This window comes from Isoptericola sp. F-RaC21 (assembly GCF_038593535.1).
Classification (GTDB): Bacteria; Actinomycetota; Actinomycetes; order Actinomycetales; family Cellulomonadaceae; genus Isoptericola.
The window spans coordinates 208207-221861 of sequence record NZ_JBCFYX010000002.1; the positions used below are offsets into that span (position 1 = coordinate 208207).

Consider the following 13655-nt stretch of genomic DNA (forward strand, 5'->3'; position numbering starts at 1 on the left):
CACGAACCGCTCCACGCACCGCTCCACGAACCGCTCCACGCACTGCTCCACGGATCAGGAGGCACGATGACGGGAACGCCGGCCGGCGACGACGCCGGGACGCCGCAGCCCGCGGGGCCGGCGCCCCTCGCCGTGGAGTTCTGCGGCGAGTGGTTCTACCCGGACCCGGCGGGCCCGGGGTTCGACGTGGGCCGGGACGCCGACCTGGAGGTCGACGACAACCCGTACCTGCACCGGCGCTTCCTGCGCTTCGTGCACGAGGGCGGCATGTGGTGGCTCGTGAACCTGGGGTCGCGGCTCTCGGCGACGGTGAGCCAGGCCGGCGGCGGCGTGCAGTCGTGGCTGTCGCCGGGCAGCCGGCTCCCCGTCGTCTTCCCCGCCACGACGGTGGTGTTCACGGCCGGCCCGACGACGTACGAGCTCGCCGTGCACCTGGACGACGCCCCGTACGCGGCGGTGGGCGGCGACCCGCAGGACGAGGTGGGCTCCACGACCATCGGGATGCCGTCGTTCACGCTCTCCCAGCGGCAGCTGGTGCTCGCGCTGGCGGAGCCGATGCTGCGGCGCGAGGGGACGTCGCTCGTGGAGATCCCGTCGTCGCAGGCCGCCGCGGACCGCCTCGGCTGGGCCACGACGCGCTTCAACCGCAAGCTCGACAACGTCTGCGACAAGCTGGACCGGATGGGCGTGAAGGGGCTGCGCGGCGGCCCCGGGGCGCTGGCGACGAACCGGCGCGCCCGGCTGGTCGAGTACGCCGTCGCCTCCCGTCTGGTGACGCCGGAGGACCTGCCGCTGCTCGACCTGGCCGACGACGGCTGACCCCGCCGGCGCCCTGCCGCGCCTGCCCGCCCCCGCCCTGCTCCTGACCTCTCACCGAACGGAACGCCGAGGACCCCGTGCGCATCAAGCTCGCCCTGCACCGCCCCGACCACAGCGTCGCGAACGTCGCCGTCACCGCCGACGCGACGGCCTCGGTCCAGGACGTCGCCGAGGCCCTGTTCGGCGGCGACCCGCAGCGGGCGGGCGCCACCGTGCCCGACCGGCTGACCCTGCAGGTGCGCCCCACGGGCGACGTCGGCCAGCCGCGGCTGCTGCTGCCCGCGGACGACGTCGTCACCGCGGGCCTGCGCTCCGGCTCCTCGGTCGAGATCGTGCGGATGTCGGAGCAGTTCGACCAGCCGGGCCAGGCCCGCGGCCCGGCCGTCGCCGTGCTCCGCGTCCTGGAGGGGCCGGACGCGGGCGCGGAGTTCCCGCTGCCGGCCGGCACCAGCTACCTGGGCCGCGAGCGCGGCATGGACATCCGCCTCAGCGACTCGCTGGTCTCGAAGCGGCACGCGCGCATCTCCGTGGGCGAGACGATCGAGGTCGCGGACCTCAACTCGGCCAACGGGCTCGTCATGGGCGGCGAGCGCATGACGCGGGCCTACCTCACGTCGTCGGACACGGTCGTGGCGGGCGACACCACGTTCTCCGTGGTGCCGCTGCACCGCAGCGCCAGCATCGCGCCCACGAGCCCGGTGGTGGAGTTCAACCGGTCGCCGCGCGTCGTGGCGCGCTACCCGGAGAAGAAGCTGGTGGCGCCGAAGCCGCCGCAGCCGGTGCAGCCGTTCCACCTGCCGTGGCTGGCGATGGTCGCGCCGCTGATCCTCGGCGGCGTCATGTTCGCGGTCACCCAGAGCCTGCTCTCGGTGATCTTCATGGCGCTGAGCCCCATCCTCATGCTCGCGATGTACCTCGACAACCTCATCCAGGAGAAGCGCCGGTTCAAGCGGGAGAGCGCGGCGTTCTACGCCTCCGCGGACGCGCTGTCGCAGACCATCGTGAAGTCGCACACGGTGGAGCGCGCCGTGCGGCTGTCGGAGACCCCGGCGGTGGGCGACGCGCTGGACGCGGTCCGCCGGCTCAGCGGGCTGATGTGGACGCACCGCCCCGAGCACCCCGCGTTCCTCACGCTGCGGATGGGGCTGGGGGCCGCGCCGTCGCGCACGACGGTCGACGGGCCGAACGAGAACGACACGCTGCCCGAGTTCTGGGACCGGATCAGCGAGCTCCAGGACCAGTGCCACACGATCACCGACGTGCCGATCGTGGCGCGCCTGCGCACCGCGGGCGGGTTCGGCATCGCCGGGCCCGACGCCGTGGCGGACGCCGTGGGGCGCTCGGCCCTGCTGCAGCTCGTCACGCTGCACTCGCCCGCGGACCTCGTCGTCGCGGCGATCACCTCCCAGCGCTCCCGCGAGAGCTGGGAGTGGCTCGAGTGGGTGCCGCACACCGGCTCGCCGCACAGCCCGCTCGGCGCGTCCGACCACCTCGCCGACAACCCGGGGACGGCGGCCGGCCTGCTGTCGCGCCTCGAGGACCTCATCGAGGCGCGCGGCGCGTCGCTGGAGCGCCGCGCGGAGCTGCGCGGCCCGATCGACGAGGAGAAGGAGAACGACGCGGTCCCGGAGCCGATCCTCCCGAGCGTCGTCGTGCTGGTGGAGGACGACGCCCCCGTGGACCGGTCGCGCCTGACCCGCCTGGCCGAGCGCGGCGCGGACGCCGGCGTGCACGTGCTGTGGGTCGCGCCCACCGTGGAACAGCTGCCCGGCTGCTGCCGCACGTTCGTACGCGTCGCCGACCCGGCGGCGGGCACCACGGGCGAGGTGCGCGAGGGCCGCCTCAGCTACCCGGTGGTGTGCGAGACGGTCGAGCTGGGCGAGGCGCACGAGATCTCGCGGTCCATGGCGCCGGTGATCGACGTCGGCGCCCCCGTGGAGGACGACTCCGACCTGCCGCGCACGGTGTCGTACCTGGCGCTCGCGGGCATGGGCCTGCGCGACGACGCCGGGTCGGTCATCGAGCGCTGGAAGGAGAACGGCTCGCTCACCCCGCGGGACGGCACGCCGCCGGTGCGGCGCAAGAAGCCCACCGACCTGCGCGCCCTGGTGGGGCACAACGGCGTCGAGCCGATGCACCTGGACCTGCGCACCCAGGGCCCGCACGCCCTCGTCGGCGGCACCACGGGCGCGGGCAAGTCCGAGTTCCTGCAGTCGTGGGTGCTCGGCATGGCGGCGGCGCACAGCCCGGACCGCGTGACGTTCCTGTTCGTGGACTACAAGGGCGGCGCGGCGTTCGCCGACTGCGTGCACCTGCCGCACACCGTCGGCCTGGTGACCGACCTGTCCCCGCACCTGGTGCGGCGCGCGCTCACGTCGCTGCGCGCCGAGCTGCGCTACCGCGAGCACCTGCTCAACCGCAAGAAGGCGAAGGACCTGGCGTCGCTGGAGCGCACGGGCGACCCCGACGCCCCGCCCAGCCTGATCATCGTCGTCGACGAGTTCGCGGCCCTGGTGGGGGAGGTGCCGGAGTTCGTGGACGGCGTCGTCGACGTCGCGCAGCGCGGCCGTTCGCTCGGCCTGCACCTCATCCTGGCCACGCAGCGCCCGGCCGGCGTCATCAAGGACAACCTGCGCGCCAACACCAACCTGCGCGTGGCGCTGCGCATGGCCGACGAGGCGGACTCCTCCGACGTGCTCGGCCTGCCCATGGCGGCGCACTTCGACCCGTCGATCCCGGGCCGCGGCGCCGCCAAGACGGGGCCGGGCCGCATCATGCAGTTCCAGGCCGGGTACGCCGGCGGCTGGACGTCGGACCGCCCGGAGCGCGCCGAGATCGACGTGGAGGAGCTCGCGTTCGGCTCGTCCGTGCGCTGGGAGCCGCCCGCGCCGGAGGTCGAGGACGTCGCCGACCCGGGCCCGAACGACATCGCCCGCGTCGTGGGCAACATCTCGACGGCCGCCCGGTCCGCGGGCGTGCCGGTGCCCCGCAAGCCGTGGCTGCCGGAGATGGCGACCACCTACGACCTGGCCCTGCTGCCCAACCCGCGCACCGACGCGCAGCTGCTGCTGGGCGTCAAGGACGACCCGGCCGAGCAGGCCCAGCCGACGTTCTTCTACGAGCCCGACCGGGACGGCAACCTGGCGGTGTTCGGCACGGGTGGCTCGGGCAAGTCGACCACGCTGCGCACCATCGCGATCTCGGCCGCGATCACCGCCCGCGGCGGCCCCGTGCACGTGTACGCGCTCGACTTCGGCGCGAGCGGCCTGCGGATGCTCGAGGAGATGCCGCACGTCGGCGCGGTCGTGTCCGGGGACGACGAGGAGATGGTGGGCCGCGTCATCCGGATGCTGTCCGACCTGGTGGACGAGCGCTCGGTGCGGTACGCGGCCGTGCGCGCCGACGGCATCGACGAGTACCGGCGGCTGGCCGACCGCCCCGACGAGGCCCGCGTGATCCTCCTGGTGGACGGCGTCGCGCCGTTCCGCGAGGCGTTCGAGTGGGGTCCGGCCTGGACGCAGTTCACGCAGATCGCCACCGACGGCCGCCAGGTGGGTGTGCACGTCGTGGTCGCGGGGGACCGGGCGAACGCCGTCCCGGCGTCCCTGGGCTCCACGATCCAGAAGACGATCGTGCACCGGCTCGCGTCGGAGGACGAGTACCAGACCCTCGGGGAGCCCCGCGACGTGCTCGACGTGACGTCGCCGCCCGGGCGCGCCGTCGTCGACGGCGACGAGCTGCAGGTCGCCGTCCTGGGCGGAGACCCGAACGTGGCGCTCCAGTCGCGCGCCGTCTCCAGTCTCTCGGCGTCGATGGTGCGCATGGGCGTGTCCCCGGCCCCCGGGCTGCGGCGGCTGCCGGACAGCTTCCCGCTGTCGGGCCTGCCCGCGACCGTCGACGGGTTCGCCACGATCGGCCTCGACGACCTCGACGTCGCCCCGGTGGGCCTGCCGGAGCGCGGCGCGTTCATGGTGGCGGGCCCGCCCGCCGCGGGGCGCACGACCGCGCTGGTCACGATGGCGCACGCCCTGCGCCGCGCCGGCAAGGGGCGGCTGGTGCACGTCGCGATGCGGCGCACCGCGATCGCAGGGCTGGACGTGTGGGACCAGGCGGCCTACGGCGAGGAGGACGTCGCCGACCTGATGCGCGACCTGCGCCGGGAGGTGGAGGCGGGCGAGCACGCACCGGGCCGGCTCACGCTGTTCGTCGAGGCGCTGGCCGACTTCACGGACTCGGACGCCGAGGCCACGCTGGACCGGTTCGTGCGGTCGGCGGTGCGCGCCGACCAGCTGGTCGTCGGCGAGTCCGAGACGTCCACCTGGGGCCAGGCGTGGACGCTCGCGCAGCCGTTCAAGGCGGGCCGCGCCGGCCTGCTGCTGACGCCGGGGGACCTGGACGGCGACTCGCTGCTCAACACGGGTCTGGGCCGGATCCGGCGCAACGACTTCCCGCCGGGCCGAGGGTTCCTCGTCGTCGGCGGGCGGCCGCGGAAGCTGCACGTGGCGCTCCCCGAGTAGGGGCGCGGCGGCGCGCCGCGGGGATGGGGAGCAGTCCCCATCGACCGATGCAACCGGCTCTGGTTGCATGAACGCATCAACACCAGGACGGCACCCAGCAGGGGGGCCCTAGCGGAAGGAAAGCGACATGGCCGGATACCTCGGGCTCAACCCGGAGGAGATGCAGCAGCTGGTCCAGGTGCTCCGCAAGAAGGCGGACAAGATCGAGGAGCTGGTGGGCAAGCTCAACCAGCAGGTCAAGGCCACCACCTGGGACGGCCCGGACGCCGAGCGCTTCAAGAGCGAGTGGGAGTCCAAGCACCAGACGGCGCTGAAGCAGGTCGCCACCGCGCTCGAGCAGATCTCGCAGGCGGCGAAGAAGGAGCTCGACCAGCAGAAGGCGACGTCGCACTGAGCGTCAGCTCGGCACGCCTGACCCACTGAACAGCTTGACCGCCCGGAGGCGGTCGCCCAGACGAAGGAGAGAAAGATGGCCGGCAACAAGCTCGGTATGGAGATCGCCGAGGTCCGGAAGCTCGGCAAGAGCCTCCAGTCCGACTCGGACGTCCTGACCCAGGCGGCGCAGCAGATCACGAGCCAGCTCAACGGCACGTTCTGGAAGGGCGCCGACGCGGAGCGCTTCAAGAACCAGTGGAACAGCGAGTTCCAGCCCAAGCTGAAGCAGGTCGCGACGGCCCTGGACGAGTTCGGCCAGCTGGCCGGCAAGCAGGCCGACGAGCAGGAGAAGGCGTCGAACTGACGTCGTCGACCCGGGCACGACGCCTGGGTGCGGCCGGAAGGGCGCGGGGCAGCGATGCCCCGCGCCCTTCCGGCATCGGAGGGCGGGCGGACGAAGGAGTGACGGGTGAACGGCAGGCTGGGTGCGGATCCGGAGGACCTGCGACGGCTGGCGTCGGCGTTCGAGCGTGCCGGTGAGGGGCTCGAGGACGACGCCCGCCAGATCGGCACGACGATCCGGGCCGCGGGCTGGGACGGTCCGGACGCGCAGCGGTACCTGAGCCGATGGGAGTCGTCGTGCAAGCCGGTGCTGCTGGGCGTCGGCCGTGACCTGACGTCGACGGCCGCCACCCTGCGCGGCGAGGCGAGGGCGCAGGAGAAGACGTCCGAGGGGGGATCGAGCACCTTCGCGGGCGTGCGGGTCACCGGCGACTCCTCCGCGCCCGACGGGTCCGAGCTCGCGGAGAAGTACCAGGACTTCGACGACGAGTCCGAGTGGGAGCAGCTGCCGTCGGACCCCGACGAGACACTGTCCGACGAGGCGCTCCGCTGGGAGGAGACCCGCCAGGGCGGCCTCGGCGACTGCTGGATGCTCGCCTCGTTGATCTCGGTGGTCGACGGCGACCCGGACTTCGCGCGCGAGCACATGACCCCGCACCCGAACGGCACATGGACCGTCACGCTGTACGACGACGGCGAGCCGGTCGAGGTGACCGTGGGGCCGCTGGGCCCGGACGGCGGGGCGACTGACGCGGCCGGGCGACCCAACTACGCGACCATCTACGAGGCGGCGTTCGTGACGTTCCTCGAGGACCACCCGGACGCCACCGGCTCGGACGACGACGGCACCGGGAGCTACGCGGACATCGGCGAGGGCGGGTTCTCCGACGAGTCGCTGGCGATCATCACGGGGCAGGAGACGCAGAGCCACGACCTGCAGAGCGACGGTTTTCTCGGGATCGGCGGCGGCGAGGCCGGCTACGACGAGCTGTCGCGCATGGTCGACGAGGGGTACGTCGTGCTGTCGACGAAGGGCGACGACTCCGACGGGCCGCTGTGGACCGAGAACCCGACGATCCAGGACTCGGACGTCGTGCCGAACCACGCCTACGTGCTGGAGAGCATCCGCGAGACGGAGGACGGCGACTTCGAGGTGGTCCTGCGCAACCCCTGGGGGCCGTCGGGCGGCACCCTCACGGACGACAAGTTCGGGGAGGCGGAGCGCTCGGGAACGCTGCGGCTGACCCGGGACGAGCTGTACGAGAACTTCGACACGGCGTACACCGCGCCGCGAGCGTGAGGAGCCGACGATGCGGAAGACAGTGCAGGCGAACCAGGGCTCGCAGCCGTCGTTCGGCGGCACGCGGGTCGGGGTGGTGCGGGCGGCCGCCCGGGACGGCGTGGGCCGGGTGCAGCTCCTGGTCCGTGCGTCGCAGGACGAGCGGACGGTGATCGCGACGCAGGGCGACGTCCTGCCGCTGCCCGGCGGCGGGACCCTGACGATCGGGCCGGTCCTGGCGGAGCCGGGGTCCACCCGGGGCACGGTCACGCTGGAGTTCGACGACGCCGAGGGGGACCGATGACGCGCCGGCTCACGCGACGGCCCGTGCGACGGCCCACGTGGCGCGGCGCCCTCGCGCCGGTGCTCGCCGGCGTCGCGCTCGCGGCGCTCGTGGGGTGCGGTGGGGGCGGGCAGGACCCGTCGTCGCCGTCGCCGTCATCGCCGACGGCGGACCCGGCGCCGACCGCGGACGCCGACCAGGCGTGGGCGGCGTACGGCGCCCTGCCGCAGGACCTCGCGTCGGCGCTCGACCACGCCGTCGGAGACCTCGGCTGGACCGAGCTGCAGGAGCCCGCCGTCGCTGCGGGCGACGGCACCTGCGCGCTGAACCTCTCGCGGCAGCGGTCGGAGCAGGTGCTGCTCGACCTGGACGACGCGGACCTGAGCGCGAGCCGCGCCGCGCTGGACCCCGTCCTCGCCGGGTACGGCTTCCCGCCGCTGTCGGAACCGACGACGGACGGCGGCGGGCAGACCGTCGTCGCCTCCGAGCACCCGGACGGCGGCGAGGTCACGCTGACCACCCGCAGCGACACCGTGCTCGACGTCGGCGGGGTCCCGCTCGACCCGGCGGGGTGCACGCCGGGCGCGTACGTGCCGGCCGACCGATGAGCGCGTCGAGGGCCGTGGTCGTGGCGGCCGCCGGGGTGGGGACTTGTCCCCATGGGCGTCCGGGGCCGCTGTTCGTAGAGTGTCGTCCGGATTTCGGAGTCGAGACAGGAGCGGTCATGAACCGTGGTGACGGTGGCGGGGTGGGCTCGTGAGCGGGCGGCTCGGGGCAGACCCCGAGAGCCTGCGGCGGTTGGCGTCGGCGTTCGAGCGCGCCGGTGAGGGGCTGGAGGACGACGCCCGCCAGATCGGCACGAAGATCCGGGCGTCGGGCTGGGACGGCCCGGACGCGCGGCGGTACCTGAACGCGTGGGACTCGCAGCACAAGCCGGTGCTGATCCGTGTCGGGCGCGACCTGGCGAGCACGGCGACGACGTTGCGCCGTGAGGCGAAGGAACAGGAGCGGGCCAGCGGCGAGGGAGGCTCCGGCGGTCCCGGAGGCCCCCCCGGGGGCGGCGGGGGCTCGTACTGGGACGAGGTCGGCGCTGTGGGGGCCAAGGGGGCTAGCGTCGGGCTCGCCGGGTACAAGGCGTGGAAGACCGGCAGCGCGCTGACGGCCGCCGTCCGGGCCGGTCAGCTCGGCCAGTACACGGACGAGGCCGCCGGGGTATACCGGGCTGCCGGCGGGCTCGTCGGCAACACCGCGCGTTCGCTCGACATGGCGGACGACCTCGGCATCCTGGGCCGGCTCGGCACAGGGATCGGTACGGCCGGGCGCATCGCCGGCGGTGTCGGTGGAGTCTTCGGCGTGGTCGGCGGCTTCAACCAGATGTTCAACACCCAGTACGACGGTGCGCGCGGCGTCACGGACCGCGTGATGGGTGGCGTCTCCGTCGTCGGAGGCGCAGGGGGCATCGCGATGGCCCTGGGCGGTGCCGCGATGCTCGGCCCCGTGGGGGTCGGCGTCGTGGTCGGCGCGGGCGTCGTGGCCGGGGCATGGGCGCTCGGCAACCTCGTCTACGACAACTGGGACTCGATCTCGGCGTTCGCGGGCGACGCATGGGACGTGATCGACAAGGTGACTATCGATCCCGTCGAGATGGCGCAGGGCGCGGTGAAGGTTGCGGGCAAGGTGGCGGACGTGGCGGGTGACGTGGCAGATTCGGTCGGCGACACCCTGGGCAAGGCTGGCGACTTCGTGGGAGGGCTTTTCGGATGAGCGAGCAGGCGGTGAGGTTTGACGACGCCGACCTCGAGGCCGCGCGGAGCACGTTGGCGCGTGCGGTGGACGGCGCCGCGACGCACGTGGTCACGCTGACGGACGAGCAGGTGATGATCCTAGACGGGCTCGACCGCGAGCAGATCGTGCCGCTGCCGTGGCTCGACGAGCAGGAGGGGGCCGACCGCGCGCTCGTCGGGAAGGTGGCGCTGCGCGCCCTGCTCTCGCAGGGGGTCGTCGTGCCCGGGCCGGGGCGGGACGACGACGAGGTGTCCCTCGAGGCCGTCCCGGACATCACCGGGCCGATGCTGTTGCGCCGGACGGCGCAGGCGATCCTGTCCGCCGAGCGCGTCACGTCGATCGACCGGTCGTGGGTGGTCTGCTACCTGCACGACGACGCGGGCGTCCTGGAGGAGGAGGTCTCGACGAGCGGGCACCACCGGTTCTCGGTGTACCCGGTCGCCTACCTGGGCGAGCGCCTCTCGACCTATCTCGACCCGATCGCGGCCGCGGCGCGCGACGGCGAGCCGCTGCGGCTCTCGACAGCAGAACTCGAGGAGCGCGGCGCGACGATGCCTGAGCTGACGGAGGCTCGTGCCGTGACGACCGTCTCGGCGGTCCGTTCGGGGGTGCCCGAGCTCGTCAACGTCACCGTGTATGCCGGGCCGCTGGGCACGTTCGTGCTGGAGGGCGGTGACCGCGCGTCCACGGGCGGCGCGGAGCTGACCCTGACCGAGGTCGCGGCCGACCGCGTCCGTGCGCTGCCCGTCGAGCTGGTGGCGTGATGGCGGCGACGCCCACCGGAGGTCGGGTGACGCGGAAGGTGCGCGCCACGGCGGAGCGCTTCCCCGAGCTCGGAGCGCTGCGGCACGTCGAGACGGCGCCGCCGTCGCCCGTGGCGCTGACGGTCACAGCGGCGGTGGTCGTCGTCTTCGCCCTCGTCATCGTGCTGGGGAGCGGCGACGTGGTCGACGCCGCGATCGTCGTGCCGTTCTGGGTCGCGATCGCCGCGCTGATCCTCTGGTACATGGGCTCGGAGAAGCTCCTGGTCATGGACCGGGGCATCATCATGGGATCCCACGCGCCGTTCCTCCGCCCGTTCGTGATCCCGTTCGTGGGCTTCGAGGCGTCGAGCGTGACGGCCTGCCGGCCGGTGTGGAAGCTCGCCGCCATGCTGGGCCGCCGCACGCGGTTGCGCGGAGGTCGGAACACGGCCTGGACGTGGAACGGCGTCGCCTTCGTCTCGCTCCAGGGGTCGGTGGCTCGCCGACCGGTGGTGGACCGGACGGGGATCCTGCGGCCCGACGCTGCGGCGCGGCTGCCCCGAGGCGTGTTCTGGTTCGGGACCTGGCGCGAGACGGGGGCGCTCCTGCGTGCGCTGGAGGCGGCGCTGGTCGCGTACGGCGCACCGGAGGCGACCGGGATGGCAGAGCGGGCTCTGCCGCAGGTGTCGATCTCGGGTAGCCCGGCCGACGCCCCGCAGCAGGTTCCTCGGCTCCTGGCGGCGCTGGACCGCACGGCGTCCGGGGCCTGACCAAGGTGTGCGTCGGGCAACCATGACCGCAATGCGGGACGACCTGTTCGCGCCCTGAGACGGGTGTGGCATCCTGGGTAAGGCTGGACCCTGACAGGTGAGGTAAGCCTCACCCGATCGCAGGAGAATCCTCCTAGAATCGAACGCCACGCATCCCCGATCCGGAAGGCGTACCCCGCAGTGAGCAGCATCCGACCTCTGCGCGTCGCGATCGTCGGCGCAGGCCCCGCCGGCATCTACGCCGCGGACATCCTGTCGAAGACCGACCTCGACGTGAGCATCGACCTCTTCGAGCGCCTGCCCGCCCCGTTCGGCCTCGTGCGCTACGGCGTCGCCCCGGACCACCCGCGCATCAAGCAGATCATCACCGCGCTGCACCGCGTGCTCGGCCGCGGCGACGTCCGGCTGCTGGGCAACGTGGACTACGGCGTCGACCTCAAGCTCGACGACCTGCGCCAGTTCTACGACGCCGTGATCTTCTCCACGGGCGCGATCAAGGACCACGAGCTGCCGATCCCCGGCATCGAGCTCGACGGCTCGTACGGCGCCGCGGACTTCGTGTCCTGGTACGACGGCCACCCCGACGTGCCGCGCACCTGGCCGCTCGAGGCCAAGGAGGTGGCCGTGCTGGGCGCCGGGAACGTCGCGCTCGACGTCGCCCGCATCCTCGCCAAGCACGCGGACGACCTGCTGCCCACGGAGATCCCGGCCAACGTCTACGACATCCTCAAGGCCTCGCCGGTCACGGACGTGCACGTCTTCGCCCGCCGCGGCCCGGCCCAGGTGAAGTTCTCGCCGCTGGAGCTGCGCGAGCTCGGCCACGTGCCGGACGTCGACATCGTCGTCTACCCCGAGGACTACGACTTCGACGAGGGCTCGATGGCCGCCGTCGAGTCGTCGAACCAGACCAAGCAGGTCGTCAAGACGCTCACCGACTGGACGCTCGTCGACCCCTCCACGCAGAAGGCGTCGCGCCGCCTGCACCTGCACTTCCTGCACGCGCCGGCCGAGATCCTCGGCGAGGACGGCAAGGTCGTGGGGCTGCGCACCGAGCGCACGGCCCTGCAGGGCGACGGCACGGTCCAGGGCACGGGCGAGCACCACGACTGGCCCGTCCAGGCCGTCTACCGCGCGGTCGGCTACTTCGGCTCCCCGCTGCCGGAGATCCCGTTCGACGAGCTCAAGGGCGTCATCTCCAACCGCGAGGGCCGCGTCGTCGACCTCGACGGGGAGCACCTGCCCGGCGTGTACGCCACCGGCTGGATCAAGCGCGGGCCGGTCGGCCTCATCGGCCACACCAAGTCCGACGCGTCCGAGACGATCCGCCACCTCGTGGAGGACGTCACGGGCGTCGGCGACGGCGGCGACGTCGCCACCGGGGACCCGGCCGGCGGCCGCACCGCCACGCAGGCGGACCCGCAGGCCGTGCTCGACTTCCTCGCCGAGCGCGGCGTCGACGTCGTCGAGTGGGACGACTTCGTGCTGCTCGACGAGCACGAGAAGGCGCTGGGCGAGCCGCACGGCCGCGAGCGGATCAAGGTCGTGCCGCGCGAGGAGATGCTCGACGTCGCCAAGGGCCGCGCCTGACCCGTACGCCGAGGTAGTTCACAACCCGCCGAGATAGTTCAGAACCCGGCGAGGTAGTTCCGAAGGTCGCGAGGTCGTTCACCTCGCGAGAACCGGAACTACCTCGCCGGGTTCTGAACTACGTCGGCGACGTGCGGGAACCGCCCGGGCCCTCGGCGCGTTCACCCCGTGGGATCCTGCCGGCGCGCCGGTGCAGGCGGGGCGCACGGAAGGAGACGGCAGGACACATGGGCCATCAGCACTTCAACGGTCTCAAGACGGCGGCGCTCTTCGGCGTCATGTGGGCCGTGGTCCTCGGCCTGTGGGCCCTGTTCTTCCGCGGCAGCGCGGGCATGCTCGTCCTGTTCGTGGGGATCGGCCTGGTCACGACGTTCGTCGGCTACTGGAACTCCGACAAGATCGCGATCCGCGCGATGCACGCCTACCCGGTGACGGAGCTCGAGGCGCCGGAGATGTACCGCATCGTGCGCGAGCTCTCGACGCAGGCCCGCCAGCCCATGCCGCGCCTGTTCATCTCGCCCACGCAGGCGCCCAACGCCTTCGCGACGGGGCGCAATCCCAAGAACGCGGCCGTCTGCTGCACCGAGGGCATCCTGCGCCTGCTGGACGAGCGCGAGCTGCGCGGCGTGCTCGGCCACGAGCTCATGCACGTGTACAACCGCGACATCCTCACGTCGTCGGTGGCGTCGGCGATGGCCGGGGTCATCACCTCGCTGGCGCAGTTCCTGCTGTTCTTCGGCGGCGGCGACCGGCGCGAGGGCGGCAACCCGCTCGCCGCCCTGGCGATGGCGATCCTCGCGCCGTTCGCGGCGATGATGATCCAGATGGCGATCTCCCGCACGCGCGAGTACGACGCGGACGAGGACGGCGCCAAGCTCACGGGCGACCCGATGGCCCTCGCCTCCGCGCTGCGCAAGCTGGAGTCGGGCACGGCGAAGGCGCCGCTGCCGCAGACCCGCGAGCTGCAGAACGTCTCCCACCTGATGCTCGCCAACCCATTCCGCGGCGCCGGCATGGCGAAGATGTTCTCCACCCACCCGCCGATGGCCGACCGCATCGCCCGCCTCGAGAAGATGGCGGGCGGCACCGGCTTCGGCCCCGGGGGAATCACCCGCTACTGAGCCCGGCGGCCGCGCCGTCCGGGCGGCGGGACGG

Annotated in this window: 12 protein-coding genes; all 12 read left to right on the top strand. The window is 73.1% G+C overall.

Annotated elements, in window-relative coordinates; genetic code table 11:
• Nucleotides 1-66: 66 nt before the first annotated feature.
• The 12 genes from AAG589_RS06275 to htpX all read left to right on the top strand — a co-directional run bounded on the left by AAG589_RS06275 (nt 67) and on the right by htpX (nt 13621).
• On the top strand, nt 67-819 hold the full coding sequence (locus AAG589_RS06275) for a hypothetical protein (protein WP_430566417.1): 753 nt from the start codon (nt 67-69) through the stop codon (nt 817-819).
• Nucleotides 820-896: 77 nt separating this feature from the next.
• Nucleotides 897-5336, top strand: coding sequence for an FtsK/SpoIIIE domain-containing protein (locus AAG589_RS06280; protein WP_430566418.1), 4440 nt, complete (start codon nt 897-899; stop codon nt 5334-5336).
• A gap of 127 nt (nt 5337-5463) precedes the next feature.
• Nucleotides 5464-5730, top strand: a complete 267-nt coding sequence (locus tag AAG589_RS06285) for a WXG100 family type VII secretion target (RefSeq protein WP_430566419.1) — start codon at nt 5464-5466, stop codon at nt 5728-5730.
• Between the two features lie 75 nt (nt 5731-5805).
• Complete coding sequence (locus AAG589_RS06290) at nt 5806-6075, top strand: WXG100 family type VII secretion target (RefSeq protein WP_430566420.1); 270 nt, start codon at nt 5806-5808, stop codon at nt 6073-6075.
• A 105-nt stretch (nt 6076-6180) separates the two neighbouring features.
• Nucleotides 6181-7353 carry a C2 family cysteine protease gene (locus tag AAG589_RS06295; protein ID WP_430566421.1) on the top strand — a complete coding sequence of 391 codons (1173 nt, stop codon included), beginning with the start codon at nt 6181-6183 and terminating at the stop codon, nt 7351-7353.
• 10 nt (nt 7354-7363) lie between these two features.
• Entirely contained in the window at nt 7364-7636 is a 273-nt protein-coding gene (locus tag AAG589_RS06300) for a hypothetical protein (RefSeq protein ID WP_430566422.1), read from the top strand.
• The gene (locus AAG589_RS06305; RefSeq protein WP_430566423.1) at nt 7633-8223 is read left to right on the top strand and encodes a hypothetical protein; all 591 of its coding nucleotides are present in this window, start codon (nt 7633-7635) and stop codon (nt 8221-8223) included. The genes AAG589_RS06300 and AAG589_RS06305 overlap by 4 nt, the downstream gene beginning before the upstream one ends.
• A 148-nt stretch (nt 8224-8371) precedes the next feature.
• Nucleotides 8372-9379, top strand: coding sequence for a hypothetical protein (locus tag AAG589_RS06310; RefSeq protein ID WP_430566424.1), 1008 nt, complete (start codon nt 8372-8374; stop codon nt 9377-9379).
• Nucleotides 9376-10164, top strand: a complete 789-nt coding sequence (locus AAG589_RS06315) for a hypothetical protein (protein ID WP_430566425.1) — start codon at nt 9376-9378, stop codon at nt 10162-10164. Before AAG589_RS06310 ends, AAG589_RS06315 begins: the two co-directional genes overlap by 4 nt.
• Before the next feature lie 26 nt (nt 10165-10190).
• On the top strand, nt 10191-10913 hold the full coding sequence (locus tag AAG589_RS06320) for a hypothetical protein (protein ID WP_430566426.1): 723 nt from the start codon (nt 10191-10193) through the stop codon (nt 10911-10913).
• Nucleotides 10914-11093: 180 nt separating this feature from the next.
• A complete protein-coding gene (locus AAG589_RS06325) occupies nt 11094-12500 on the top strand; it encodes an FAD-dependent oxidoreductase (protein WP_430566427.1) in 1407 nt (468 codons plus the stop codon).
• Nucleotides 12501-12727: 227 nt separating this feature from the next.
• Nucleotides 12728-13621: a zinc metalloprotease HtpX gene (htpX, locus tag AAG589_RS06330; protein WP_430566428.1), complete on the top strand. Its 894-nt coding sequence runs from the start codon at nt 12728-12730 to the stop codon at nt 13619-13621.
• Nucleotides 13622-13655 lie beyond the last annotated feature (34 nt).